The sequence below is a fragment of the Vibrio sp. bablab_jr001 genome (genome assembly GCF_016464285.1).
In the GTDB taxonomy this organism is placed as follows: Bacteria; Pseudomonadota; Gammaproteobacteria; order Enterobacterales; family Vibrionaceae; genus Vibrio; species Vibrio fluvialis.
Map to the genome: position 1 here is coordinate 41799 of NZ_JACDWZ010000032.1, position 25801 is coordinate 67599.

The window sequence follows — 25801 nt, forward strand, 5'->3', positions numbered from 1 at the left end:
TATCAACCCTTTTTCTTTGTCTTTTTCGCTATTCCAACGGCACTTTAGGGGACTGATCACCGGGCCGACCAGGTACAAACTCAATATCATTGAGCATACCAACATTGCTGTCGATCAATTCACCGAAATGGAACAGGTTGTATTCGCCTGGCTTCATGCGTTGCCAGACTTCATTGCCAGTCAGTGGCTGAGTGGCAATCACCGACACCACGTCATTGGGTGTGGTTTCTTCCTGGAAGTTAATCTCGACATCTTCATCCAGCAACGCGGCATGGCCAAACGGGGCTCGGCGAGTAATCCAGTAAAGATGATTGGTGCAATAGCTCATCACGTACTCACCATCCGACAGCAGCATATTAAATACGCCTTTCTCTCGTAATTGGTCACACAGCTTAGCGACGAAGGCAAACACTCCCGCCATATCCTGAGGAATATCCGGATAATGCTTTTCTAACTCATCCAGTAACCAGCAGAATGCAGCTTCACTGTCTGTCTGCCCAACCGGGCGATGACGGCCTGACGGCAAATCCTGATAACCAGTGAGCTGGCCATTGTGGGCGAACGTCCAATAGCGTCCCCACAACTCTCGGGTAAACGGATGGGTATTTTCCAGATTGACACCGCCACGGTTCGCCTGACGAATGTGACTGATCACCGCACAACTCTTGATAGGGTAATTCTGAACCAGCTCAGCAATTTTTGACTGACAACTCGGGGTGGGATCTTTAAAAGTGCGAAAGCCTTTACCTTCATAAAAGGTGATACCCCAGCCATCACGGTGCGGGCCAGTACGGCCACCGCGCTGCATTAAGCCGGTAAAACTGAAACAGATATCGGTAGGTACATTGGCGCTCATGCCGAGCAATTCACACATGGTTTAAGCCACTCCTTCTTTAAACCACTTAGTCACTATAGCAGCCATCAGCACCCCGGAAACGAGTTCCGGGGTAGCATGATTATTCCATCTCTTTTTCAATCAACTGAATCACGATGTGGATAATCTTGATGTGAATTTCCTGAATGCGGTCGGCGTAACCAAAGTGTGGAACACGAATTTCCACGTCCGCCAGACCCGCCATTTTACCACCATCTTTCCCCGTCAGGGCGATGGTTTTCATGCCTTTCGCTTTGGCCGCTTCAATCGCTTTAAGGATGTTGCCTGAATTACCAGAAGTCGATAGGCCAAACAGTACGTCGCCCTTCGCGCCTACGGCTTCAACGTAGCGAGAGAATACGTAGTCATAGCCGAAATCGTTGCTCACGCAAGACAGATGGCTTGGGTCAGAAATCGCGATACCAGGGTAACCCGGACGGTTTTCACGGTAACGACCTGTCAGTTCTTCCGCAAAATGCATCGCATCACAGTGAGAACCACCATTACCGCAAGAGAGTACTTTACCGCCCTGTTTGAACGAGTCAGCAATCACTTTTGCTGCCGCTTCAATTTGTGCGATGTTGTGATCATCGCTCAGAAACTTGTTCAGAACGTCGGCAGCTTCGGTTAATTCACTTTTAATCAGATCCTGGTACATAGGTATTTTCTCTTTGTTAATCTGCTGGCAGACAAACTCTCGTAGAAAACAAGAGTTTCGTTAAGCTGAGTTTACCCAAACGATTTCCTCTGTCGATAGCCAGCGTCCAATCTTTGCAAGATTCGAACGCCGATCAAGCAGCAAAACTCTCGCTCAGAGCACAATTTAGAATTTTTGCTCTATTAAGATCACTTTTTAAGCACAGCAAGGTTTTACATTTTATTAATACTTTGATTACACTCTAACTGGTAAGACCACCAAATATGTAAATCAAATTCCGGTCTGAACAAGGATAAAAATATGGACATCTTGCTCTCAATCTTAGGTTTCGTGGTCGTGTTAAGCGGCTGCCTGTACCACAGAACCTCGTTAATGACTGCCCTAGCCGCGCTGACATTCACCATGCTGGTGCTGTCTCTGTTCGGCCCGGTAGGTATCATCGGCTGGGCGCTGTACCTGGCCGCTGTGGCCGTTTTGGCTGTACCGTCAATTCGTCAGAGCCTGATCAGTGGCAAAACACTGAAAGTGTTTAAGAAAGTCCTGCCTGCCATGTCGCAGACAGAAAAAGAGGCTCTCGATGCCGGCACCGTATGGTGGGAGGCTGAACTGTTTAAAGGCAAACCGGACTGGCAACAGCTGAGCAAAATCAAGGCACCGACCCTATCTGCGGAAGAGCAGGCTTTCCTTGATGGCCCGGTCAACGAAGTGTGTGCCATGGTGAGCGACTATCAGGTCACCCATGAACTGGCGGATCTTCCTCCAGAAGTGTGGCAATACCTGAAAGATCACAAGTTCTTCGCCATGATCATTAAGAAACAGTACGGTGGTCTGGAATTTTCGGCTTACGCGCAATCATTGGTACTGCAAAAACTCACTGGCGTATCGGGCGTGCTGTCATCTACCGTCGGCGTGCCGAACTCTCTGGGCCCGGGTGAACTGCTGCAACATTACGGCACTGAAGAACAGAAAGATTACTATCTACCACGTCTGGCCGCAGGCAAAGAGATTCCATGTTTTGCGCTGACCAGCCCGGAAGCAGGTTCCGATGCTGGCTCGATTCCGGATTACGGTATCGTTTGTAAAGGCGAATGGGAAGGCAAAGAAGTACTGGGTATGCGCCTGACCTGGAACAAACGCTACATCACGCTTGCCCCCGTGGCGACCGTACTGGGTTTGGCATTCAAACTGCGTGACCCGGACGGACTGCTGGGTGAGCAAAAGGACATCGGCATTACCTGTGCTCTGATCCCAACCCATCTGAAAGGCGTGGAAATCGGTAACCGCCACTTCCCGCTGAACGTACCGTTCCAGAACGGTCCAACCCGCGCGCAAGATCTGTTTGTGCCGCTGGATTTCATCATCGGTGGACCAGCCATGGCAGGCCAAGGTTGGCGTATGCTGGTGGAATGTCTGTCTGTAGGTCGTGGTATCACCCTACCGTCGAACTCAACCGGCGGCATCAAAAGCGCAGCCATGGCGACGGGTGCTTATGCACGTATTCGCCGTCAGTTCAAACAGCCAATCGGCCACATGGAAGGGATTGAAGAGCCATTGGCACGTCTTGCTGGTAACGCTTATGTAATGGATGCGGCGAGCAACCTGACCGTTGCCGGGATTGATGCGGGTGAAAAACCATCAGTCATTTCAGCGATTGTGAAATACCACTGCACACATCGCGGCCAGCGTTCAATCATCGATGCTATGGATATTGTCGGCGGTAAAGGCATTTGTCTTGGCCCATCAAACTTCCTCGCTCGTGGTTACCAAGGTGCGCCGATTGCGATCACGGTAGAAGGGGCCAACATTCTGACCCGTTCCATGATCATCTTTGGTCAGGGTGCAATTCGCTGCCACCCTTACGTACTGAAAGAGATGGAAGCCGCCTATTCACAAAGTTCAGATGCGGTTGAACAATTTGACGCGGCTCTGGCTGGCCATGTCAGCTTCACCATGAGTAATCTGGTACGCAGTATTTGGTTTGGTTTGACCGACGGTTTCGGCTCAGCAGCACCAAGCAAAGATGCCACCAAACGCTACTACCAACAGCTCAACCGTTACAGTGCCAACCTCGCCCTGCTGGCCGACATTTCGATGGCGGTATTGGGAGGTTCACTGAAACGTAAAGAGCGCCTGTCAGCCCGTTTGGGTGATATTCTGAGCCAACTGTACCTGAGCTCCGCGACGCTGAAACGCTTTGAAAACGATGGCCGTCCGACTGAAGATTTGGCGCTGGTGCATTGGGGCCTGCAAGACAGTCTGAAACAGACTGAAGTGGCTATCGATGAGTTCCTGGCTAACTTCCCGAATAAGTTCATCGGCAAAACACTGCGTGTTCTGATCATGCCATTTGGCCGCGTACGCAAAGCGCCAAACGACAAACTCGACAGCAAAGTAGCACAAATCATTCAAACGCCAAGTGCGACTCGTTCACGTATCGGTCGTCATCAGTACCTGGAACCAACAGCGCACAATGCGGTGGGTAAAATTGAACTGGCGCTGAATGTGATCCTACAAGCGGAACCTGTGTTCGACAAAGTGTGTAAAGCGCTCAATGAACGTCGTCCGTTCACACGTCTGGACGAAGTCGCACAACTTGGTCTGGAGCAAAAACTGATCAGTGAACAGGAAGCCGAACTGCTGATTGAAGCTGAGCAACACCGTTTGTACACCATCAATGTTGACGATTTTGCACCGCAGGAACTGGCGGCAAAAAAGTCCCAACCCAAGCTGGTCGAGGTCGCGTAACCACGCGCAAGAAGACCAGCCAGACAGCGAGTAAATAAGCGCTGCTGAGCAACAAAAAAGGAGGCTGAATGCCTCCTTTTCTTTTTATTATCCCTAGATACTCAAGCCATTACTTCTTCGGCATGTTGAGCTGCATTTCCGGTATCGCCTCTTTGCTGGCGCGCAGTTTGCGTCTGATAAACCAGCCTATCAGCACCAGAACCAGCACAACCACGTTACCGATCGCGATATACATGATGCTACGCTGACGCGCTTCTTCGCGCATCTGAATCATCAATTTTTCCTGCGCAATCTTACGCTGCTTGGCCGCTTCTTCTTCCTGCATACGACGCGTGGTTTCAATATCAATTTCATCCACTACCCCGTAGGTATGCTCTTTGATAGGGAAGTATAGCGGACGCTGTGTCGCCAGATCGGTGGCGTACAACTTGCCAAACCAAGAGTAATTACCCAGCTCGCCAGTGTAAGGCACGGTCAGCACCACTTTGAGCGAATCTTTATCCGCCTGACCTTCGGTCACGTACTGGGCTTTCTCCGGATTGGAGTGCTCCACATGGGCGGCGAGGGATCCAGGCTGAATCATGCCCTGCTCGCCACTGAAGATAATCTGGTGTGGCTGACCATCTTCACGCGACTGAATAAAAGTGGTGGAAATCGGACTTGGATAGACCAGTACTTCCTGCTCTTGAGCGCGCAAAAATACGCCATTACCGGAGGTAATTCGCACGCGATACTTACCCGGCTCTGGCGTGATCGGCAGCGCGACAGTGAAGACACCATCGCCCGGTTTTTCATCCAGCCCTTGTCCGTCATCGGCAAACTCACCGATCACCATCGGCACCGGGCGCGCTTCTTTCACCAACTGGTCTTCGTTTTCGACGTATTTGGTGAAGGTCACCTTCAGGTTGACGCGGTCAAGAAAGTCGCGCAGTAGCAGCGGCTTGTTATCGGAAGTCAGACGCGCGGTGTATTTGATCTCTTCGCCCTGATAAAGACGATTAGGAAACGCATCTGCCGATAGCTGTAAATGAGAGATCAGCTTGATGTTGTTCTTGGGAGAAACTTTGCCCACGGCCTGCCACGGGCCCGGCATTGGATTATCGATGGAAATGATATCCATCGACGACTCTTCATACCAACGCACATTATCCGGGCTGCGCCAGGCGTAGTATTTCTTGCCATCAGGACGCACAAGCACCACAGGCTGAGAATTCTTCTCCCGGTAGACGACAAACGTAATCTGAGAGATGGTCGGGTCGACACGGAACCGGTTATCCAACAGGGACATACTTGACTCATTGCTGGCAAATACGCCCGTACTGAGCAGCAATCCCCATAAAGCCAATCCCATCCTCAACATAGTTTCTCCTACTGACGCCAGAGGCAAGTGCCACTTTTTTCTACAATATCCAGACGATCCTGGTGTGCTTGTATTTCATCGGCCGTAGCGCGTAAAACCTTTAGCGCTTTTCGTCCTTGCGATGCGCGTTTTATCGCACCCGCTCCCACTCCGCTCTCCTGCGCCCCGGCAGAAAACTGTAGCGACGTCTGACCACCGGTCATCAGCAGATAAACATCCGCCAGAATCTCCGCATCGAGCAATGCCCCGTGCAGAGTACGGTGTGAGTTGTCGATACCGTAACGTTCACACAATATGTCGAGGTTGTTGCGCTTGCCCGGGAAGATTTTCTTCGCCATGGCCAGCGTATCGGTCACCTTACACAACTGATCCGTTTTCGGCGCCTGAGTACTCAGTTTACTGAATTCATAATCCATAAAGCCGACGTCGAAGGGCGCGTTGTGTGCGACTAATTCCGCGCCGCGGATGAAGTCGAGAAACTCGTCGTGCACATCCTTGTATTCCGGCTTATCAACCAGGAATTCATCTGTAATACCATGAACTTCGATCGCTTCCGCCTGAATGGCGCGGTCTGGCTTCAGGTAAACGTGAAAGTGACGTCCGGTCAGCTTACGGTTGATGATTTCCACCGCACCGATCTCAATGATGCGGTGACCTTCGTAGTGCGGGCCGCCTTCGAGGTTCATACCCGTGGTTTCGGTATCGAGAACCACGATGCGACTGTATTCAGAATTGTTGCTAGTATTCATTAGGATATGTGTGTCAGACTATGCCAATTGTGTGCGAAACCCAATAGTATCAAATAATCATGAAGAAACAGGTGGAAATTTTCACTGATGGTTCTTGTTTAGGCAACCCGGGACCGGGTGGTTATGGCGTTGTCATGCGCTACAAACAAGTCGAAAAAACCCTGGCGAAAGGCTACCGCCTGACCACCAATAACCGCATGGAAATGATGGCGGCCGTGGTGGCGTTAAGAACACTCAAAGAGCCGTGCCATGTCATTCTGACCACCGATAGCCAGTACGTGCGCCAAGGCATTACGCAGTGGATTCACAACTGGAAGAAACGTGGTTGGAAAACAGCCGACAAAAAACCAGTGAAAAATGCCGATTTATGGCAGGCATTGGATGTAGAAACCGCCCGTCATCAGGTGGAATGGCACTGGGTCAAAGGTCACGCTGGCCATCGTGAAAACGAAATGTGTGACGAATTGGCGCGCGCGGCGGCAGAAAACCCAACCGAAGACGACGTTGGCTACCAACCAGAAAACTGAGGCTACTCAGTACTGGTTTTCGACTGCGAACCAGATTTCACCCGATAATTAAGCCCGACTGGTGACAAACGTCGTTTGATACGCCAGTGAGGCTTGATTGGCTTTAGTGGATAAGTCCGCTTACGAGCGACAATAAAGTACAGGCTGCCAAACGGCGCGCCGCACTCACCCAAGCTATTTTCCAGCCAGGTCCACAAAGGGCGATATTTCTGCATCGGAAACAGCGCATACTGGTCACATTCAATTACCTGATAATTCAGCACCCCCAGCCAGTCTTTAATCCGGCTGGGGGTAAACATACGTCCGCTCCAGGGCAGATTATGTTTACGCCACGGCATCAAACTCGCCAATCCGGTTAAGCTGATCGGATTAAATCCGGTCACAATAATGTAGCCATCATCAATCAACACCCTGTCGACTTCCCGCAATATACGGTGCGGATCGTTACAGTAATCCAGCTGATGCGCGACAATCACTGCATCAATGCTTTTTTCCAGAAACGGCAAGTCATACGCATCGGCAATCACGTTGTGCAAAGGGTTCTGGATATCGAGCTGAACTTGGTGTTGAATATTACAATTACAACTGACGAGTTCGCAGCTCAGGCCACCCAGTTTCAGCATATGATAACCGAACAATTTCGGGCACCATTCATCGAGCCGGGTTTGAATCGACTCACTGACCCATTGGCCATTTTTCAATTGAGACCAAGAATGGGGTTTCTCAAGTTTTTTTTCACTGCGTGCTGGTTTCATTGCTAACTCGCTTCACCACGGTGACCGGAGATAACTCATGTTACATATCAAAAGCATACCCGCATTTAATGATAATTACATCTGGCTGATTCAAAATAGCGATCGCCGTTGTGCCGTGGTCGATCCGGGAGATGCAACACCAGTGTTGGACTACCTGTCCCAGCATGAACTGACACTGGAAGCCATTCTGATCACCCATCATCACAACGACCACATCGGTGGCGTACCGGAACTGGTGCGACAATATCCGAATGTCGATGTGGTTGGCCCGTCTCAGGAGCCGATACCAACCCTGACTCACCCGGTTGATGCGGGCGATCAAATCGAGTTGTTTGACGAGCGTTTTATGGTGCTGGGGTTGCCGGGGCACACACTCGGCCACATCGGTTATGTCGGTGACGGAAAGCTGTTCTGTGGTGATGTACTGTTCTCTGCCGGTTGTGGCCGCGTGTTTGAAGGCACCATGGAGCAAATGTTTACGTCGCTGTGCAAACTGGTTGCCCTGCCAGAGGAGACCGAGGTCTATTGCGCGCACGAATACACCGCCAGCAACGTCGCATTTGCGATGGCGGTTGAGCCGGATAATGAACAGTTACAAATTTATCGTGATGAAGTGATTCGATTGCGTGGGCAAGGCCACTCTACCCTGCCAAGCACCTTGCGCCGTGAAAAATGGGTCAACCCATTCCTGAGAACGCAGGAGCCGAGCATCATGAAGTCTGTCGCCAACCGCACCGAGCAAACGGATGCGTTATCAATATTTACCGCATTACGTGAGTGGAAGAACGAATTTTGACGTTTTCTTGCTTGTCATGTCATTAATACGGAAAGTATTATCACCAGCCAAGAATAAAAAAGGCTGTCTTACATGCGAGTACAATTCAGCTGGGTAATTGCACTACTATTAGCCGGATGCCAACTTACCCAGCCCTTGAGTCAAAATACATCAGAGACCAACGAGGAAAACACCCCAGCACCCCAAGTGACAACACCGACCAAAACGAAAAAAACACCGGTCGTTGTCCAGCCAAAAGTGCTGACTCCTCAGGAACAACAAGACGTATGGCAGCGCATTGCCATGCAGCTTCAGCTCCCGATCCCGGAAGACAAAACCGTCGACTACTACCGGACGTGGTACATCAAACACCCAGGTCATTTGGAAACCGTCGCCAAGCGCGCCGAACCTTTTCTGTATCTGATCACAGAGAAAATCGAACAACGTAATCTGCCACTCGAACTGGCACTGCTGCCAATTGTTGAGAGCGCCTTTGATGCGTTTGCTTATTCGCACGGCAGCGCCGCGGGGTTATGGCAGTTCGTTCCGGGTACCGGAAAAATGTACGGACTGGAACAAAACTTCTGGTACGACGGCCGCCGCGACGTGGATGCCGCCACCGATGCCGCGCTTGATTACCTGACGTACCTCAGCAACCGTTTTGACGGCGACTGGTACAACGCAATCGCAGCTTATAACAGCGGTGGAGGCCGAGTTTCCAGTGCCATTCGCAAAAACACCAGTCAGGGTAAGCCGACCGATTTTTTCTCGCTTGATTTACCCCAAGAGACCAGTGGTTATGTGCCGAAACTGCTCGCGCTTGCAGACATCATCGCCAATCAGGAGCGTTATGGTGTCTCACTTCCTGCGATTGCCAATAAACCAGTGCTGAAATTGGTGGATCCGGACGAGCAGTTGGATCTGGCGATCGCAGCCAATTACGCAGGTATCAGCGTGAAGGAGCTGCAAAGCTACAATCCGGCTTATAACCAATGGGCAACTGCACCAGACGGACCTTTCCAACTGCTGCTGCCCATCGACAAGGTCGAGCGTTTCGAGCAGCAAGTCGAAGCCAACCGTGGCAAAGGCATGAAACTGGTACGGTACAAAGTACAAAACGGTGATACGCTGAGTGTGATTGCAACGAAACACTCCACGACCACCAAAGTGATTCAGACCGCCAACAATCTGTCCGGTACCTCGATTCGCGTCGGTCAGTACCTGATGATTCCCACCTCCGTCAAAGATGAGAAAGCCTATGCGCTGAGCGCGAGCAATCGTCTGGCCAAGACTCAATCATTGGCGCGCGGAAAATACAAACTCACGCATACCGTACGCCCGGGTGACAGTCTGTGGACCATCGCTCGAGCCAACAATGTCTCCCATCAGGCCTTAGCCAAATGGAACGGTATGGGTCCGCGTGACACGCTACGTGTTGGACAAAAACTGGTGATTTGGAAAGACAGCACCGATGGTGCCATCATCCGTACCGTGTTTTATCAGGTACGTAATGGCGATACGCTGAGTGACATTGCGGCACGCTTTAGCGTCAAAACACACGATATCGTCAAATGGAATGATCTGGCCAACCAGAAGTATCTTAAGCCGGGTCAGAAACTGAAACTGTACGTCGATGTGACTAAGGTCAGTGTATGAAACCTTCCGTAAACCCGCTCATTATGTTGGTGGACATTTTCCGTTCACCGAGCGATTGTTTCGCCGCGCTCTACCAGCGCGGTATGTGGGGCTGGCAAACCTACATTGTACTCATGATCACGCCATTCCTGTTCTGGGGCGCGTACTTTGACAATGTCAGCTTTGACTGGCTCAAGCAAGGGCTGGAAGCTCAGTTGGCAACTACCAACCCGGCGCAGTTAGCCCTGCTGGAACCCAACACGCTGATGGCAAGTGAAATCATCAGTGATATCGTCAGCCGCACGCTGACGATTCTGGTCTTAGCCTTGTGGTTTCGTTTGGCAACTAAGCCTGTGCAACCGGCAATGGGCTTTTGGAAATGGTTTGCCGCCAGTACGGTGGTGATTTTTCCGGCAGTACTCGGCGATCTGGCCAGCTACGCCAGTTTGATCCTCAAGCACGGTCAGGTGATGAACTATGCGGCTGACCTCAACAGTCTTAACGGCCTGCTCAAACTGCCTCTCACCAGTGACTGGTCGCAGTTTGCCAGTGCATTTCCGCTCTTACTGCCATGGTATATCGTGCTGGGTTATGCAGCAGTCGGTACCTGGACACCGTTAGAGCGCGGTCAGGCACTGGTGATAGCGACTCTGCCGTGGATTGCCTTCTACCTTATCTGGGCGCTCTATATCCTGATAAGCTGAATTCAAGTAACAATGGATTATGATCAGAAGCGTCCGATTCGGGCGCTTTTGTTTTTTTCAGCGTCAGTTGTTTGTAAAACACATGATCGAGCGGCAAACCGTTAATAAATCGCGCGCGATTATCCGGGCTGAAAATCGCTTCTTTCATTCCCAAAGCACTGAGTGCCTCCGCCAGCACCTGAGTCCGCTTTTTACTCCAGCTATTAAAGTCGCCGGCAACAATCACCGGCCCTTTGTGCTGGCGCAACTCCTTAATCAGCGCGCTGATCTGCTCACGATACTCTTCTGTGCCATAAGCAAAATTGACCGCATGCAGATTAACCACCGCCAGTGTTTGCCCGTTACTCAGCGCGTACAGCGCATAGATACCGGATTTCGGCAAACGCAGCCACGGCTCCATTTCCGTGTAACCACAGGCCAGTTGCGGCATGCTGCGCGATAAATTCAAAACCCCGGCAGATTCCCCCAGCACCTGAAATGCATTCACCCGAGTTCCTGCCCAGTTGTGCTCCGCTATCCAGCGTTGCAGTGCGGCAGTCATGCTCGCTTCTTGCAGCAACACCAACTGCGCATCACGACTAAAGCGGCTCAATTCTGAGTCCCAGTGCTCACGGTTCTGCTTATAAATGTTCCACACCACCAGCTTAAGCGTGCCGTTCTCATCCAGAGCTGTGGGCTGCGGATCGTGATAGCACACTAACGGCTGATTTTCGTCGTTCTCACCGAGCGCAAACAGCTGTGGCTGTGCTGGCACAGTAAACACCAGCGAAAAACTCACCACCGTTAACAAAATCAGTGAAAGCGGCAATAACCAGAGAAGACGTTTTCTCATCAGCAGCAGAACTCCGTCAATCGACAACGAGCTAACGATAGCACCGGGAAAATATCTGGCTCAAGCAAAACCCGCCTAAATCCGGTCAACAGAAAGAAAAAAAGGAGCCAAAGCTCCTTATTTTTTTAATCGCGTTTTAGATTAGATCGCGTCTTCGTCTTCTTCGCCGGTTCGAATACGAATAACACGCTCGACGTCAGTGATGAAGATTTTACCGTCGCCAATCTTACCGGTCTGGGCTGTCTCAATGATGGTGTCGACGCATTGGTCTGCCACATCTTCGTTCACGACGATTTCTAGTTTCACTTTTGGCAGGAAGTCGACCATGTATTCCGCACCGCGGTACAGTTCAGTGTGGCCTTTTTGACGCCCAAATCCTTTCACTTCAGAAACCGTCATACCCGTGATACCAACTTCCGCCAGCGCTTCACGGACATCATCGAGTTTAAATGGCTTGATAATGGCTTCGATTTTTTTCATGTTCATCCCTTAAACTTCGTTTTGTTGCTGGCATTATCTGCTAGCCGTTGTAAACAATCAATAAAAAGCCCAAGCAAGGCTTGGGCTCTCTCACAAACTGTGGTGCAAAAATTATTTCAGGCTAGCAAAATATGCAGCCAGGTTTGCAATGTCATCATCGCTCAACATCGATGCCTGAGCTTGCATCACAGGAGCCAGACCGCCGTTACGCTCTTTGTTTTTGTACGCTTTGATAGCCGTCACGATGTATTGTTCGTTCTGACCTTTCAGGTTTGGATAACCCGGAATAACCGCGATACCATCCGCACCGTGACACGCTGCGCACACCGCCGATTTCGCTTTCCCTGCTGCCGCATCGCCTGCAACTGCGTTACCTGCTAATAGCGTCAAACCCAACATCATTCCCATTGCGACTTTATTCATTGCTCACCCTTATTTGTCCATAGTGATTATAAGTGTTTATGAATGCGATTTTGGCATGAAAAAACGTCACTTGTCCCAGATGAGTTCACAATCTTGCCCACTGAAGTCACGATCTACAAATAAATTTGCAACCGCTACCACTTTATTCTGATGCATCACAATCGGCGTCCGTCGTCTCAGCCAGCTCGGTACCTGATATTCCTGAAAGAGTTTCTTTAATTTGCGCGAACCCGCTCGGCCAACCGGGCATGCAGACAAACCTTCCGGATTAAAAGTTACCCAGAACGGAGCATCGTCGGCTGGCAGACGAAGGTTCCCCTGCGCACTTGTCACCAGCATCAGACTGCCCAGATTGTCAGGCAGCAGTAAACGGTTTTCGGACAATAGCGGTTGCTGCCAAGCGGATACATCCTGCGCCAGTGGCACACAATACAAACGTTGATGGAAACGACGAATTTCGCACTCGCCCAGTTTGAGCTTGGGATTAGCATCGTCTTCGGCTTGAGCCACTTCGCGCCACAGGACTTCTAATTGCACGCGGCTCGGCATCGGCTGCCCCTGAGATGCCAGCCAGTAACGCAATAATTGGCGGCGCAGTGCATCGCTGTGCGGTTGCAGCGCAGTAACCGACAAACTGTCGTCACTTTGCTTAGCTGCGTTAAGCGCATCGTTAAGCAGTTCAGCCAGTAATTCATCCTGCTCCGCACACAGCTGCGCACTGCGTTGCACGGCGTGACGGATTCCCGGCCAGCGTTCACTTAACACGGGGGTCACCCGGTGACGCAGGAAATTTCGCTCGTAGCGCTCATCCTGATTACTTTCATCTTCGACCCATTGCAACTGCTGCTGCCGGGCGAATTGTTCAATCTGCTCCCGGGAAACACTCAATAGCGGGCGCAACAATTGACCGTTTGCAAACGGCGCTTGCTGCGCCATGGATGCCAAGCCTTTCGGACCACTGCCACGTTTCAATGCCAGCAAGAACGTTTCCAATTGATCATCGGCATGCTGACCGAGCAACAGAAGGCGGTTGCTCTCCATGTAGGTTGCCAAAGCTTTATAGCGCGCATCACGAGCCAGCTTTTCAATGCTTTCGCCACTGGCAGTATCCAAGCTGACCCGTTCAATTGAGAGCGGAATGTTGACCGCTTTGCACCATTGCTGGCAGCGTTCTACCCATTCATCGGCATGGACGCTCAAACCATGATGAACATGGACGGCCTGCACGCTGATGGCACGCTCATCTCGGTAGCGGGCTAACAGCTCCAGTAACACACGCGAATCAACGCCGCCACTGAAGGCGAGCACAAAATGGCGTGATGATTGAGCATCAAGTAATTGACGAGTATGAGCGTACAAATCCATGGCAATGTCGGTTGAGTATGAAGAACCGTTTGAGTATACCGCAAAGCAGTAACGTAGGTAGCGCAGTACATTGAACCACGCGAAAAACAAAAGGGCCGGACACGGTCCGACCCTCGAGCTAATTGCATGCTGAACTTAGCAGTAACCGTAGTTCATCAGGCGTTGGTAGCGACGCTCCAGCAGCGATTCGTGATCCAGTTGCTCCAGATCCGCCAGCTGACGCAGCAGCGTTGCTTTCATATTTTCTGCCATTTTAACGTGGTCGCGGTGCGCGCCACCCAGTGGCTCTTCGATCACTTCGTCGATCAGTTCCAGCTCTTTCAGACGAGGAGCAACCAGACCCATCGCTTCCGCTGCTTGCGGTGCTTTATCCGCATCACGCCACAGAATCGACGCACAACCTTCTGGCGAAATCACTGAGTAAGTGGAGTATTGCAGCATGTTGACGTAGTCACCCACACCGATTGCCAGTGCACCACCTGAACCGCCTTCGCCGACAACGTTACAGATCACTGGCACTTTAAGACCAGCCATCACTTTCAGGTTTTTCGCGATCGCTTCAGACTGGCCACGCTCTTCCGCCCCCACACCTGGGTATGCACCCGCCGTGTCAATAAAGGTGATGATTGGCATGTTGAAACGCTCAGCCATTTCCATCAGACGCAGGGCTTTACGGTAACCCTCAGGTTTTGGCATACCGAAGTTACGTTTTACTTTTTCACGAGTTTCGCGGCCTTTCTGATGACCAATCACCATCACAGGACGACCATCAAGACGCGCCATGCCACCCACGATCGCTTTATCGTCAGCAAACGCACGGTCACCGGCCAGTTCATCGAACTCAGTAAACATGTTGTTGACGTAATCCAGGGTGTAAGGGCGTTGTGGATGGCGAGCCATCTGTGCCACTTGCCATGCACCTAGATCACTGAAAATTTTCTTTTTAAGCTCTAGGCTTTTCTTTTCTAGCTGTTCGATCTCTTTTTCAAGATCTACGGAAGTATCACCGCCATGACGAGACACGTCACGAAGCGCCTGAATCTTAGCTTCCAGTTCTACAATAGGTTTTTCAAATTCTAGAAAATTTAGGCTCATCTACCGATCCTTTTTTACTCAGCTCGCAATGGCGCAGCTGAATTTTAGTTAAATTCGAGTTCTACCTGGTCGTTGCCAAGTAACTGTTTTAATTCGTCTAACAATGTATCGCTTGGAGTCACACGCCATTCAGTGCCTAACGTCAGACGTGCTCGCGCATCAGGGCGCTGGTAGTATACATTGACAGGGACAGTCCCTGCTCGGTGAGGCTCTAAGATCTGACTAAAGCGCTCAAAAAACTGCTCATCAATCTGCGATTGTTCAATCGAGATAGATAAGCCTCGGGCATATTTTTCACGCGCGCTGCCCAAGTCCATGACTTCGCGCGCCGACATTTTAAGGCCACCATTGAAGTCATCAAAGCTGACCTGTCCGGAAATCACCAGAATTTTATCTTTTTCTAACAATTCTGCATACCGATCCAGCGCATCGGAAAACAGCATGACTTCCATTCGGCCACTGCGATCGTCAAGCGTCATCAACCCGATACGGTTGCCGCGCTTGGTGGTCATCACCCGCGCTGCAATCACCAGACCAGCCACCGTCAATGACTGATCGCGGCGTGTCGGCGTCGCTTCATTCAATCGACAGCTGGTGTACTTATTCAGTTCCTTCAGGTAGGCATTAATGGGATGCCCGGTCAAATAAAGTCCGAGCGTCTCCCGCTCCCCTTCCAGCCAGACTTTCTCCGGCCATTCAGGAACCTGAATGTATTTCTGTTCAACTTCTTCCGGTGCGTCAGTGAGCACACCAAACATGTCCGCCTGACCAAACGCTTCCGCCTGATGGTGCTGGCTTGCCGCTTTCACCGCATCATCCAGCGAAGCCATCATTGCAGCACGATGTGGCCCCAAACGGTCCAGTGCACCAGCCAGAATCAATTTTTCTATCACACGTTTGTTGACCTTCTTAATGTCAATGCGTGCACAGAAATCAAACAAATCTTTAAAGTAACCGCCCTTGTTGCGCGCTTCGAGGATCACTTCAATCGGGCCTTCACCTACCCCTTTAATCGCACCGATACCGTACACAATTGCGCCGGAATCGTCGACATTAAAGCGGTACAGCCCCGAATTGATATCCGGCGGCAATACCTTCAGCCCCATGCGCATGCATTCATCAACCAGGCCCACCACTTTCTCGGTGTTATCCATATCGGCGGTCATTACCGCCGCCATGAACTCAGCCGGATAGTGCGTTTTCAGCCACAGCGTTTGGTACGATACTAAAGCATAGGCTGCTGAGTGCGATTTGTTAAAGCCGTATCCAGCAAATTTCTCTACCAGATCGAAGATTTTCATTGCCAGTTCGCCGTCAACACCGTTGTTTTCGGCACCGGACTGAAACACCTCGCGCTGCTTGGCCATCTCTTCTGGCTTTTTCTTACCCATCGCACGACGCAGCATATCCGCACCACCAAGCGTATAGCCTGCCAGTACCTGAGCAATCTGCATGACCTGTTCCTGATACAGGATGATGCCGTAGGTTGGCTCCAGAATCTCTTTCAGTGACTCGTGCTGCCACTTTTCATCCGGGTAAGAAATCGCTTCACGACCGTGTTTACGGTCGATAAAGTTGTCCACCATGCCTGATTGTAGAGGCCCCGGACGGAATAGGGCCACCAGTGCGATGATGTCTTCAAAACAGTCTGGCTGCAGGCGTTTGATCAGCTCTTTCATACCGCGCGATTCAAGCTGGAATACCGCGGTGGTTTCCGAATTTTGCAGCACGCGGAAAGAGGCCGGATCCGCGAGCGGAATCGATTCGATTCGCACTGGCGGTTCACCCGCTTTTTCACGGCGTGGGTTAATCAAACCCAGCGCCCAGTCAATAATGGTGAGTGTACGCAGACCAAGGAAGTCAAACTTCACTAAGCCAGCATATTCGACGTCGTTCTTGTCGAATTGAGTAACCGGATGGTGACCTTCCGAGTCACAATAGATCGGCGCAAAGTCGGTGATGGCCGTTGGTGAGATCACCACACCACCCGCGTGTTTACCCGCGTTTCGAGTACACCCTTCCAGAATGCGACACATATCGATCAGTTCTTTAACTTCTTCGTCTGCGTCGTAAAGCTCTTGCAGGGCCGGCTCCGCTTTGAACGCTTTTTCCAGCGTCATGCCCGGATCCGGCGGAATCATTTTCGAAATGCGATCCACAAAACCAAACGGGTGGCCGAGCACTCGGCCCACATCACGGATAACGGCTTTCGCCGCCATGGTACCGAAGGTGATGATCTGCGATACCGCATCGCGGCCATACATTTCAGCAACGTGATCAATCACCTGATCGCGTTTATCCATGCAGAAGTCGACGTCGAAATCGGGCATCGATACCCGTTCCGGGTTAAGGAAACGTTCGAATAGCAGATCATATTCCAGCGGATCAAGGTCGGTGATTTTCAGCGCGTACGCCACCAGCGAACCCGCGCCAGAGCCTCGCCCTGGCCCCACCGGAATATCGTTATCTTTCGACCACTGGATGAACTCCATTACGATCAGGAAGTAACCGGGGAAGCCCATCTGGTTGATTACCTGAAGTTCGATCTCCAGACGTTCATCGTATGCCGGACGGCGTTCCGCGCGAACAGCCGGATCTGGGAACAGGAACTCCAGACGATCTTCCAGACCTTCGCGCGATTTTTTCACCAGGTATTCGGTTTCAGCCATGCCTTCGGTCGGGAACGCAGGCAGGAAGTACTCACCCAAACGGACCGTGACGTTACAACGTTTAGCGATTTCAACGCTGTTTTCCAGCGCTTCCGGAATGTCGGCAAACAGCTCGCACATTTCCTCTTCACTGCGAAGGTACTGTTGCGGGCTGTAGTTTTTCGGACGGCGGGGATCTTCTAAGGTAAAACCATCGTGAATGGCAACTCGGATTTCGTGCGCATCAAACTGGTCAGGGTCGATAAAGACCACATCGTTAGTTGCCACCACAGGCAGTTCTGCCTGTTCCGCAAGCTCCAACGCAAAGTGAAGATAACTCTCTTCATCTGCACGTCCGGTTCGCACCAATTCCAGATAGAAGTTGTCAGCAAAATGGGTCTGATAAAACTCGACGCACTTTTCTACCAGGGCTTGGTTGCCTTTGAGCAGCGCACGGCCAATTTCACCATTTTTACCGCCGGAAAGAATAATCAGTCCTTCGGCGTATTTGAGCAGCCACTCTTTATCGATCACGGGCTGATGTTGCACGTGTCCGCGCAGGTAGGCATCGGAAATCAGTAACGTCAGGTTTTTGTACCCGACGTTATCTTTGGCCAGTACGGTGATACGTGTCAGTTCATCACCGAATTCATCGGAGCGTACAGAAAAGTCAGCACCAACGATCGGCTTGATACCACAACCATGCGCCGTGCCATAAAATTTCACCAAGCCACACAGGTTGGTAAAGTCGGTCAGAGCCATTGCCGGCATGCCCATTGCGGCCACTTTCTTCACCAGTGGCGGCACTTTTGACAGGCCATCAACCATGGAGAAATCACTGTGAATGCGTAAGTGGATGAACTTTGGATCTGACATTCAATTCTGTCCTGGAGTACTGAGATTTGTTACTGGCGGTTATTCTACGTGAATCTGAGCGGAGTTACAGAGCTTATTCCAGCCCAAGTACCCGTTTTACCGGGCCAAAACTCCGACGATGTTGCTCAATGACACCATGTTGTTCAATCGCATCAAAATGCGCTTTGGTGGGATAACCTTTGTGTTTGGCAAAACCAAACTGCGGATAGGCTTTATCCAGCTCTTCCATTTCTTGGTCGCGTACAACTTTGGCAATGATCGAGGCGGCGCTGATCTGCGCCACGCGCAAGTCACCTTTGACCACCGCTTGAGCGTCCATCGGCAATTGCGGAATCTTATTGCCGTCCACCAGCACTAAGTCTGGCTTGATCGCCAGCCCTTGCACCGCACGCTGCATAGCCAACATGGTCGCCTGAAAGATGTTTAACTCATCAATCTCTTTTGGGCTGCAACGCCCGACCGACCACGCCAGTGCTTTTTCCTGAATTTCCGGCAGCAGCGCCAGACGTTTTTTCTCCGACAATTTTTTTGAATCGTTCAAGCCTTCAATCGGGTTATTCGGATCCAAGATCACCGCCGCGGTGACCACGTCGCCAACCAACGGGCCACGGCCCACTTCATCCACTCCGGCAATCAGGTGATAGCCGCCAGGAATTTCAAACGGAGGCAGTTCTTTTTCAGGTTTCTTAGCCATGATCTTTACTATCAGAATCAGTGTTGAATTAAATTAAGCACCGCGTTGGCGGCTTGTTCATCGGCGCCCTTGCGAATCCAGTGATGCATTTCGTCAAACTTCTCCAGCATCTCGCGGTTGTCGCTATCCAGCAGGCGACACACTTCGTGATACAGATTGTCGACCGTGCAATCGTCCTGCAACAGCTCTTTCACCAGCGCTTGGTCAGCCAGAATGTTCGGCAGCGACACATACGGCGTTTTCAGCAGACGCTTAGCCAGAAAGGCGGTAATCGCATTGACGCGATAGCCAACCACCATCGGGCGTTTGAGTAACATGCACTCCAGCGCGACCGTGCCCGAAGCCAGCATCACCGCATCCGACGCAGTAATCACATTGCGCGCAGTGTCGTCCACCAGCACAAAATTGAGTTCTGGAGCGTGTTGCTGCCATGCGGCTTCAAACTGTTCACGGCGTTTTTGGTTGACCAGTGCCACTACAAAACCCAGATCCGGGTAACGTTGCTGCAAACGCTGACATGTTTCGATAAACGGTTGCGCCAGCATTTTCATTTCACCACCGCGACTGCCCGGCAGCACTGCCAACCAGCGTTTATTGTTATCGAGACCTAACAGCGCTTGCGCCGCAAGTCGGTCAGATTCAAACGGAATTGCGTCAGCCAGCGTGTGACCGATAAACTCGCAAGGCACATTAAATTTGTCGTAAAACGCTTTTTCAAACGGCAGAAATGCCAGCACCAGATTGGTAGCAGCTTCGATTTTGAAGATACGTTTTTGGCGCCATGCCCACACCGATGGGCTGACGTAGTGGACGGTTTTGATACCCGCTTGTTTCAAGTCGAATTCCAGGCGCAGGTTGAAATCCGGCGCATCGATACCGACAAACACATCTGGCGGATTGGTAGTGAAGTACTTTACCAACTCCGCTTTCACTTTCAGCAGACGCGGCAGACGGCCCAGCACTTCCACCAGCCCCATCACAGCCAGCTCTTCCATATCAAATAGCGACTGGCAGCCTTGCGCGATCATTTTCGGGCCGCCGATGCCGACAAACTCAGCATTCGGATAACGAGCCTTGACCGCTTTGATGAAGCCTTCTCCCAACGTGTCGCCGGATAATTCGCCCGCGACGATGCCAATGCGTAATGGTCTATCCACGCCAAACGTCCTCTTTAAGCCTTGATGTGTGTTATGGAAAACCACCTGAAAAAGAGGCTGTCCATAAAACACAAAAGACCGCCCGCTGCCGGGCGATCTTTTATAGGTGCGTATTCAGCAAAGCTTAGCGAATGATGCCACGCTCTGAAGTCTCCAGCATGGTGATGAAGCGCTGAATCGATGGCCATTGCTCTGCCATCTCTTTCAGCACTGGCAACGCTTCCGCCTGAGTTTTACCTGAACGGTAAATCTCTTTGTAGGCTTTTTGCAGTGCACGGATTTCGTCTTTTTCAAAACCGTTACGCTTTAAGCCAACCAGGTTTAGACCGAATGGCGTAGCGTGGTTACCTTGCGCCAATACGTATGCCGGTACGTCTTGAACAACAGCGGAACAGCCACCGATGTAGGCAAATGCCCCTACGGTACAGAATGGATGAATCGCCGACAGCGCCATCACGCCCGCATTGTCTTCCACGGTCACATGACCGCCAAGAATGGCGTTATTTCCGATGTGGGTGTTGTTACCGACAATCACATCGTGTGCAATGTGCGCGTTAACACACAGCAGGTTGTCATCACCGACGACGGTTTGCGCTTTATCCTGCACAGTACCACGATGGATCTGTACCGCTTCACGAATCACGTTGCGATCGCCAACGATCACACGCGTATCTTCGCCGCCGTACTTCTTGTCCTGGTTCTCTTCACCAATCACAGCGTGCGGGAAAATACGGTTATCTTTACCAATCACAGTGTTGCCTTTAATCACAACATGTGACATTACCTCTGTGCCTTCACCAATAGTGACACCAGATGTAATGTAGGTAAACGGCCCAACCGTTACGTTGGCGCCAATCACTGCGCCTTCTTCGACCACCGCCATTGGGTGGATTTGTGCCGTTTCGTGGATCATATTAAAACTCTCTACGTGCGCATTTCAGTTCTGCAGAACACACTACGTCACCATCAACTTTGGCTACGCCGTTGAACAGCGCAATACCGCGACGCTCTTTCAAAAATTCCACTTCAATGATCAGTTGGTCGCCAGGGCCAACCGGTTTGCGGAATTTCGCGTTGTCGATGCTCGCAAAGTAGTACAGTTCATTTTCTTTTGGTGCACCAAAAGTTTTGAATGCCAGCAGGCCAGTAGCCTGAGCCATGGCTTCCAGAATCAGTACGCCAGGGAAAACAGGGAGCTGAGGGAAATGACCGGTAAACTGAGGTTCGTTCACTGAAACATTTTTAAGACCAATCAGGTATTTACCTTCTTCAAAATCAGTCACGCGGTCAATCAGCAAAAATGGATAACGGTGAGGAAGAAGCTCCTGAATTTCAGTGATATTCATCATTTTCTTTTCAGTAGTCAAAGTCATATTCCTATTTATAAATACATAAAATTGTTTACGGCATTATAGACGAAAAAGACTCGCACATTGCGAGCCTTTTTGACAAAAACACGGAATTAAGAGTCCGATTTTTGCTCAAGCAGCTTCTCTACCGCTTTCAAACGCTTATTCATTTCGTCGATGCGATGAACACGCGCGGCTGTCTTACGCCATTCTTTGTTGGTTTGCAGCGGAATACCGGAAGAGTACATCCCCTTCTCGTCAATGCTGCGCATGACCATACCCATACCAGTGATGGTAACACCATCGGCAATTTCGATATGACCATTCAAAACAGAAGCACCACCAATGATGCAATATTTACCGATCTTGGTGCTGCCGGCGACAATAGTACCACCGGCCATGGCCGTACCATATCCGATGTGCACGTTGTGCGCGATTTGCATCTGGTTGTCGAGAATGACGTTATCTTCAATCACGGTATCATCCAGCGCGCCACGGTCGATAGTGGTACATGCACCGATTTCAACACGGTTACCGATACGCACAGAACCCAGCTGCGGAATTTTAATCCACTCACCGCGTTCGTTGGCGTAACCGAAACCATCAGAACCAATTACAGTACCCGATTGAATCAGGCAACGTTCACCCACCAGCACATTGTGGTAAATGGTCACGTTCGCCCACAGCTTGGTGTGATCGCCCAGCTTGGCATTTTTACCGATAAAGCAGCCAGCACCAATGATCACGTTATCGCCCAGTTCAACACCAGATTCGATCACGGCATTGGCGCCGATTGACACGTTGTTCCCTAACTTAGCGTCGTCAGCCACCACTGCGCTCGGTGCAATACCGCCCGCCGCAGGTGCTGGTGTGGTGTCCAGTGCTTGTGTCACTTTCGCAAACGCCACGTACGGGTCAGCAACAACCAGTACGTTTGCCGGACATAATTCTCGCTCAGAGGCCTTCACCATGATGACGGTCGCTTTACACTCAGCGAGGTGTTTACTGTATTTTGGGTTCGACAGGAAGGTGATGTCCCCTTCCTGTGCGCGATCCATCGGCGCTACACCACTGACAACAGCAGTGCTGTCACCGTGTAGCTCGCCCCCAGTAATCGTTGCCAATTCGGCTAAAGTTAGTGTTGTCATAATGCTTTAATTATTTGATTGTTTTGATTACTTTTTCTGAAATGTCGTACTCAGGCTTGCCGTACTGCATTGCGCTGATATCAACAATCATATCGTAGCCTTCTTTCTCAGCCACTTTCTTCACCGCATCTTGGATCACTTTAAACAGCTTCTGTTTCTCTTCCGATTCACGGCGAGCCGATGCTTGTTCCAGTGCCTGAGCTTTGATCTTGTAAGCGCTGTCCAGTTGACCAATTTCGATACGCAGTTTTTCCACGTCATCCTGACTCATCAGCTCAGAATCACGCTTCAATTTTTCAATTTTCGTTTTTGCATCCGCTTTGATGCTTTGCAGCTCCGCCGCTTTGTCTTTGAATTCATCTTGCATTTTCTTCAGGACAACTTCGCGCTGTGGCAGGGCCTGAAAAACTTGCGCAGTGTTAATGAATCCCACTTTTTGAGCCGCTTCAGCAGCTTGAGCAAAAAATGATGAGCTAAGAACAATAAGGCTAACACCTGCTGCTTTGATGATGTGTTTCAAAATAGTTTCCTCTATTAGAAGGTTCGTCCGATAGTGAAAGTGAAGAATTCTTCGTCGTCACCTTCGTATTTCTTAATAGGTTTCGCCAGAGAGAAGACCAGAGGCCCCATTGGCGACATCCATTGCAACGCTACACCGTACGAAGAACGGTAGTTGGTTGGATCTGAGTAGTCGTAGTAGTATTTATCACCATAATCTGACGGGCCATTGCGGTAGTCAAATTCGGTATCCCACACACTGGCCATATCGTAGAAGATACTGGTACGAACCTGGCTACGCGCTTCATCCGAAGCGAACGGCGTCGGCACAATCAGCTCGACACTGGCCAATGCAATCGCGTTACCACCAACCGAATCATCGGTTGCGGTATCGGTACCATTGTTGGAACCTGAGTAATCACGGTACACCGCTTTTGGACCCGCTGTGTTAGAGCCAAATCCGCGTAATGTTGTAAAACCACCCGCATAGAAGTTTTCATAAAACGGATAGAGGTTATCTTTCCCGTCTGTCTGGCCATAACCGTTACCGTAACCCAGGCGGCCACGCAGTAACAGCGTAAACTCATGCTTTTTAGTTAGCGGAACATACTGGCGCACATCGTATTGCAGTTTGAAGTACTTCGCATCCGAACCCGGAACTGTGATTTTGCCCGACGCACGCTGGTAGTTACCAGCCGTTGGGAAGTAACCTTTGTTGAGGTTATTACGCGTCCAGGCAATGTTCATATCGAAATCGTTAGTCAGCAGACTACCGTCTGAATCGATATTGCTCTCTTGAGCTTTCAGGAACTGTTCCACTTGCAGATATGGAGTCAGGTTACCGATCTTGTTATGCGTGTAACCCACACCAAATTCAAAACGGTTCAGTTCATCGAATGGGAAACCCCAGGTCAGGCTGGTGCCGTAGCTTTCGTTGGTATAGTCGACGATGCCCGCTTCCGATGCTTCAAACTGGTTATAGAAAACTTTTCCGCCCAGGCTGACACCATCGAGGTTCCAATACGGGTCACGATATTCCAGCGTAATGTTCTTCTGGTAATCGTTCGTGGTCGCGTTGATGCCCACACGGTTACCGCTACCAAGGAAGTTATCCTGAGTCAGACCGACCGTAAAGCTTACGCCCGATTCCGTACCGTAACCGACACCAAAGTTTACGCTGCCTGAGTTCGCTTCTTTCACCGTGTAAACCAGATCGACCTGATCATCGGTACCCGGTACACGGACAGTCTGAACGTCAACGGTTTCGAAATAACCCAGACGGTTCAGACGCGCCTTACCAGTATCGATAGATTTCGAGTTCAGCCAAGAACCTTCCATCTGGCGCATCTCACGGCGCAGAACTTCGTCACGGGTCGCATTGTTACCAACAAAACGAATATCGCGTACATACATACGCTTACCCGTTTCAACATGCACGACCAGCGAAACCTGCTGTGTTTCATCGTCAAATTCAGGAATCGTGCGCACTTGTGGGTACGCATAACCCGCTTCGCCCAGCACACGCTTGACACTTTCTTCCAGTTGAGTCACCGATGAACCACGGTAGGTTTCACCCATTTCAAACGGAATCAGCGACTTAAATTCGTCTTCTTTACCAATCAATTCACCGCGGAACTGAACATCTTTCACCGTATAAGGTTTACCCTCATTGAGGTTCATGGTGATGTAGACGCCTTTTTTGTCCGGCGAAATAGCAACTTGCGTTGAATCAACCTGAAACTTCAGGTAACCGCGATCGAGATAGAAAGTGCGCAGTGCTTCGATATCGCCTGCCAACACCTGCTTCTGATATTTGTCGTCCGACAGGAAGTTCCACCACGCGACATCCACTTTCAGGTTGAAGCGTGACAACAGCTCCTGATCGGAAAACACTTCGTTGCCAATAAAGTTGATTTGCTGGATTTTAGCCGAGACACCCTCAGTGAAAACAAACTTCAGGTCCGCGCGGTTACGCGGCAGTGGCGTCACCACGGCTTTTACGGTGGCGTTGTACTTACCAACGCTGTAGTAGAAGTCTTCCAGACCTTTTTCAATGTTGCTGAGCTTGGTGCGATCCAATGCTTCACCAACACGAATTCCAGAGGCATCAAGGTTTTGCTGCAACTGTTCTTCTTTGATCGCCTTGTTGCCGGAGAAAGAGACGCTCGCAATGGTTGGACGCTCTTTCACCTGAACGACTAAAGTCTCATCGTCGCGCAGAACTTTAACATCTTCAAAGTTACCCGAGGCATACAGAGCCTTGATGATTTCAGCAACGTCCTGAGAATCAACGGTATCGCCAACACGGACCGGCATTTTTAACAATGCGGCCCCCAGAGCAACACGCTGTAACCCTTGAATCTGAATGTCCTGCACAACAAAATTTTCGGCACTATTCGCCGACACGCTTGTTGCGAGCAGCGTCGCGAACAGGATTTTTTTCATTGCCATATT

General features: G+C 50.7%; 23 protein-coding genes. 5 read left to right on the forward strand and 18 right to left on the reverse strand.

Translation table 11 applies throughout. The features are described 5' to 3' along the window. Positions 1 to 28: 28 nt before the first annotated feature. Both JIG40_RS02190 and lpcA read right to left on the reverse strand, forming a co-directional pair. Entirely contained in the window at positions 29 to 874 is an 846-nt protein-coding gene (locus tag JIG40_RS02190) for a class II glutamine amidotransferase (RefSeq protein ID WP_032080425.1), read from the reverse strand. Between the two features lie 82 nt (positions 875 to 956). Continuing rightward, positions 957 to 1532: a D-sedoheptulose 7-phosphate isomerase gene (lpcA, locus tag JIG40_RS02195; RefSeq protein WP_024373318.1), complete on the reverse strand. Its 576-nt coding sequence runs from the start codon at positions 1530 to 1532 to the stop codon at positions 957 to 959. Between the two features lie 300 nt (positions 1533 to 1832). On the opposite strand from lpcA, the gene fadE reads away from it, so the two are divergent. Then, complete coding sequence (gene fadE / locus JIG40_RS02200; RefSeq protein ID WP_199464690.1) at positions 1833 to 4277, forward strand: acyl-CoA dehydrogenase FadE; 2445 nt, start codon at positions 1833 to 1835, stop codon at positions 4275 to 4277. 109 nt (positions 4278 to 4386) lie between these two features. On the opposite strand, the gene JIG40_RS02205 is transcribed toward fadE, so the two are convergent. Together JIG40_RS02205 and dnaQ are read right to left on the reverse strand one after the other, a co-directional pair. After that, positions 4387 to 5637 carry a TIGR03503 family protein gene (locus JIG40_RS02205; RefSeq protein WP_199464691.1) on the reverse strand — a complete coding sequence of 417 codons (1251 nt, stop codon included), beginning with the start codon at positions 5635 to 5637 and terminating at the stop codon, positions 4387 to 4389. An 8-nt stretch (positions 5638 to 5645) separates the two neighbouring features. Beyond that, positions 5646 to 6386, reverse strand: coding sequence for a DNA polymerase III subunit epsilon (gene dnaQ / locus JIG40_RS02210; protein ID WP_047460157.1), 741 nt, complete (start codon positions 6384 to 6386; stop codon positions 5646 to 5648). A gap of 59 nt (positions 6387 to 6445) precedes the next feature. On the opposite strand from dnaQ, the gene rnhA reads away from it, so the two are divergent. Beyond that, positions 6446 to 6913, forward strand: coding sequence for a ribonuclease HI (rnhA, locus tag JIG40_RS02215; RefSeq protein ID WP_020431897.1), 468 nt, complete (start codon positions 6446 to 6448; stop codon positions 6911 to 6913). 2 nt (positions 6914 to 6915) lie between these two features. Here the strand turns inward: rnhA and JIG40_RS02220 are convergent, their stop codons facing one another. Then, positions 6916 to 7668, reverse strand: a complete 753-nt coding sequence (locus JIG40_RS02220) for a class I SAM-dependent methyltransferase (protein WP_020431899.1) — start codon at positions 7666 to 7668, stop codon at positions 6916 to 6918. 37 nt (positions 7669 to 7705) lie between these two features. Between JIG40_RS02220 and gloB the strand changes: the two genes are divergently transcribed. The 3 genes from gloB (at position 7706) to JIG40_RS02235 (ending at position 10782) form a co-directional block, all read left to right on the forward strand. Beyond that, positions 7706 to 8464 carry a hydroxyacylglutathione hydrolase gene (gene gloB, locus JIG40_RS02225; RefSeq protein ID WP_199464692.1) on the forward strand — a complete coding sequence of 253 codons (759 nt, stop codon included), beginning with the start codon at positions 7706 to 7708 and terminating at the stop codon, positions 8462 to 8464. A gap of 72 nt (positions 8465 to 8536) precedes the next feature. Further along, positions 8537 to 10099, forward strand: a complete 1563-nt coding sequence (locus JIG40_RS02230; protein ID WP_024374721.1) for a LysM peptidoglycan-binding domain-containing protein — start codon at positions 8537 to 8539, stop codon at positions 10097 to 10099. Then, a complete protein-coding gene (locus tag JIG40_RS02235) occupies positions 10096 to 10782 on the forward strand; it encodes a YIP1 family protein (RefSeq protein ID WP_199464693.1) in 687 nt (228 codons plus the stop codon). The genes JIG40_RS02230 and JIG40_RS02235 overlap by 4 nt, the downstream gene beginning before the upstream one ends. On the opposite strand, the gene JIG40_RS02240 is transcribed toward JIG40_RS02235, so the two are convergent. The 13 genes from JIG40_RS02240 to bamA form a co-directional block, all read right to left on the reverse strand. After that, positions 10751 to 11614: an endonuclease/exonuclease/phosphatase family protein gene (locus JIG40_RS02240; protein WP_199464694.1), complete on the reverse strand. Its 864-nt coding sequence runs from the start codon at positions 11612 to 11614 to the stop codon at positions 10751 to 10753. The two genes, JIG40_RS02235 and JIG40_RS02240, sit on opposite strands and share 32 nt — an antisense overlap. 141 nt (positions 11615 to 11755) lie before the next feature. Further along, positions 11756 to 12094: a nitrogen regulatory protein P-II gene (gene glnB, locus JIG40_RS02245; RefSeq protein ID WP_020331683.1), complete on the reverse strand. Its 339-nt coding sequence runs from the start codon at positions 12092 to 12094 to the stop codon at positions 11756 to 11758. Positions 12095 to 12205: 111 nt separating this feature from the next. Beyond that, complete coding sequence (locus JIG40_RS02250; RefSeq protein WP_020331682.1) at positions 12206 to 12517, reverse strand: cytochrome c; 312 nt, start codon at positions 12515 to 12517, stop codon at positions 12206 to 12208. A gap of 66 nt (positions 12518 to 12583) precedes the next feature. After that, a complete protein-coding gene (tilS, locus tag JIG40_RS02255) occupies positions 12584 to 13882 on the reverse strand; it encodes a tRNA lysidine(34) synthetase TilS (protein ID WP_199464695.1) in 1299 nt (432 codons plus the stop codon). 135 nt (positions 13883 to 14017) lie between these two features. Next, positions 14018 to 14977, reverse strand: coding sequence for an acetyl-CoA carboxylase carboxyl transferase subunit alpha (gene accA / locus JIG40_RS02260; RefSeq protein ID WP_020331678.1), 960 nt, complete (start codon positions 14975 to 14977; stop codon positions 14018 to 14020). A 44-nt stretch (positions 14978 to 15021) separates the two neighbouring features. Beyond that, on the reverse strand, positions 15022 to 18501 hold the full coding sequence (gene dnaE / locus JIG40_RS02265; protein WP_020431910.1) for a DNA polymerase III subunit alpha: 3480 nt from the start codon (positions 18499 to 18501) through the stop codon (positions 15022 to 15024). Positions 18502 to 18574: 73 nt separating this feature from the next. Beyond that, positions 18575 to 19195 carry a ribonuclease HII gene (gene rnhB, locus JIG40_RS02270; RefSeq protein ID WP_032082561.1) on the reverse strand — a complete coding sequence of 207 codons (621 nt, stop codon included), beginning with the start codon at positions 19193 to 19195 and terminating at the stop codon, positions 18575 to 18577. A gap of 17 nt (positions 19196 to 19212) precedes the next feature. Beyond that, on the reverse strand, positions 19213 to 20352 hold the full coding sequence (lpxB, locus tag JIG40_RS02275; RefSeq protein WP_199464696.1) for a lipid-A-disaccharide synthase: 1140 nt from the start codon (positions 20350 to 20352) through the stop codon (positions 19213 to 19215). 124 nt (positions 20353 to 20476) lie between these two features. Further along, positions 20477 to 21265: an acyl-ACP--UDP-N-acetylglucosamine O-acyltransferase gene (gene lpxA / locus JIG40_RS02280; RefSeq protein ID WP_020331672.1), complete on the reverse strand. Its 789-nt coding sequence runs from the start codon at positions 21263 to 21265 to the stop codon at positions 20477 to 20479. A 1-nt stretch (position 21266) separates the two neighbouring features. Further along, a complete protein-coding gene (fabZ, locus tag JIG40_RS02285; protein ID WP_004724879.1) occupies positions 21267 to 21698 on the reverse strand; it encodes a 3-hydroxyacyl-ACP dehydratase FabZ in 432 nt (143 codons plus the stop codon). Positions 21699 to 21814: 116 nt separating this feature from the next. After that, the gene (gene lpxD, locus JIG40_RS02290; protein WP_199464697.1) at positions 21815 to 22849 is read right to left on the reverse strand and encodes a UDP-3-O-(3-hydroxymyristoyl)glucosamine N-acyltransferase; all 1035 of its coding nucleotides are present in this window, start codon (positions 22847 to 22849) and stop codon (positions 21815 to 21817) included. Positions 22850 to 22859: 10 nt separating this feature from the next. After that, positions 22860 to 23369: an OmpH family outer membrane protein gene (locus JIG40_RS02295; RefSeq protein WP_020331670.1), complete on the reverse strand. Its 510-nt coding sequence runs from the start codon at positions 23367 to 23369 to the stop codon at positions 22860 to 22862. 14 nt (positions 23370 to 23383) lie between these two features. Next, entirely contained in the window at positions 23384 to 25798 is a 2415-nt protein-coding gene (gene bamA / locus JIG40_RS02300; protein ID WP_199464698.1) for an outer membrane protein assembly factor BamA, read from the reverse strand. Between the last annotated feature and the right edge of the window lie 3 nt (positions 25799 to 25801).

Excerpts from the sequence above, each read along its gene's own strand:
- JIG40_RS02190 (WP_032080425.1), bottom strand. The coding sequence starts at position 874 with ATGTGTGAATTGCTCGGCATGAGCGCCAATGTACCTACCGATATCTGT.
- lpcA (WP_024373318.1), bottom strand. The coding sequence starts at position 1,532 with ATGTACCAGGATCTGATTAAAAGTGAATTAACCGAAGCTGCCGACGTT.
- fadE (WP_199464690.1), top strand. The coding sequence starts at position 1,833 with ATGGACATCTTGCTCTCAATCTTAGGTTTCGTGGTCGTGTTAAGCGGC.
- JIG40_RS02205 (WP_199464691.1), bottom strand. The coding sequence starts at position 5,637 with ATGTTGAGGATGGGATTGGCTTTATGGGGATTGCTGCTCAGTACGGGC.
- dnaQ (WP_047460157.1), bottom strand. The coding sequence starts at position 6,386 with ATGAATACTAGCAACAATTCTGAATACAGTCGCATCGTGGTTCTCGAT.
- rnhA (WP_020431897.1), top strand. The coding sequence starts at position 6,446 with ATGAAGAAACAGGTGGAAATTTTCACTGATGGTTCTTGTTTAGGCAAC.
- JIG40_RS02220 (WP_020431899.1), bottom strand. The coding sequence starts at position 7,668 with ATGAAACCAGCACGCAGTGAAAAAAAACTTGAGAAACCCCATTCTTGG.
- gloB (WP_199464692.1), top strand. The coding sequence starts at position 7,706 with ATGTTACATATCAAAAGCATACCCGCATTTAATGATAATTACATCTGG.
- JIG40_RS02230 (WP_024374721.1), top strand. The coding sequence starts at position 8,537 with ATGCGAGTACAATTCAGCTGGGTAATTGCACTACTATTAGCCGGATGC.
- JIG40_RS02235 (WP_199464693.1), top strand. The coding sequence starts at position 10,096 with ATGAAACCTTCCGTAAACCCGCTCATTATGTTGGTGGACATTTTCCGT.
- JIG40_RS02240 (WP_199464694.1), bottom strand. The coding sequence starts at position 11,614 with ATGAGAAAACGTCTTCTCTGGTTATTGCCGCTTTCACTGATTTTGTTA.
- glnB (WP_020331683.1), bottom strand. The coding sequence starts at position 12,094 with ATGAAAAAAATCGAAGCCATTATCAAGCCATTTAAACTCGATGATGTC.
- JIG40_RS02250 (WP_020331682.1), bottom strand. The coding sequence starts at position 12,517 with ATGAATAAAGTCGCAATGGGAATGATGTTGGGTTTGACGCTATTAGCA.
- tilS (WP_199464695.1), bottom strand. The coding sequence starts at position 13,882 with ATGGATTTGTACGCTCATACTCGTCAATTACTTGATGCTCAATCATCA.
- accA (WP_020331678.1), bottom strand. The coding sequence starts at position 14,977 with ATGAGCCTAAATTTTCTAGAATTTGAAAAACCTATTGTAGAACTGGAA.
- dnaE (WP_020431910.1), bottom strand. The coding sequence starts at position 18,501 with ATGTCAGATCCAAAGTTCATCCACTTACGCATTCACAGTGATTTCTCC.
- rnhB (WP_032082561.1), bottom strand. The coding sequence starts at position 19,195 with ATGGCTAAGAAACCTGAAAAAGAACTGCCTCCGTTTGAAATTCCTGGC.
- lpxA (WP_020331672.1), bottom strand. The coding sequence starts at position 21,265 with ATGATCCACGAAACGGCACAAATCCACCCAATGGCGGTGGTCGAAGAA.
- fabZ (WP_004724879.1), bottom strand. The coding sequence starts at position 21,698 with ATGAATATCACTGAAATTCAGGAGCTTCTTCCTCACCGTTATCCATTT.
- lpxD (WP_199464697.1), bottom strand. The coding sequence starts at position 22,849 with ATGACAACACTAACTTTAGCCGAATTGGCAACGATTACTGGGGGCGAG.
- bamA (WP_199464698.1), bottom strand. The coding sequence starts at position 25,798 with ATGGCAATGAAAAAAATCCTGTTCGCGACGCTGCTCGCAACAAGCGTG.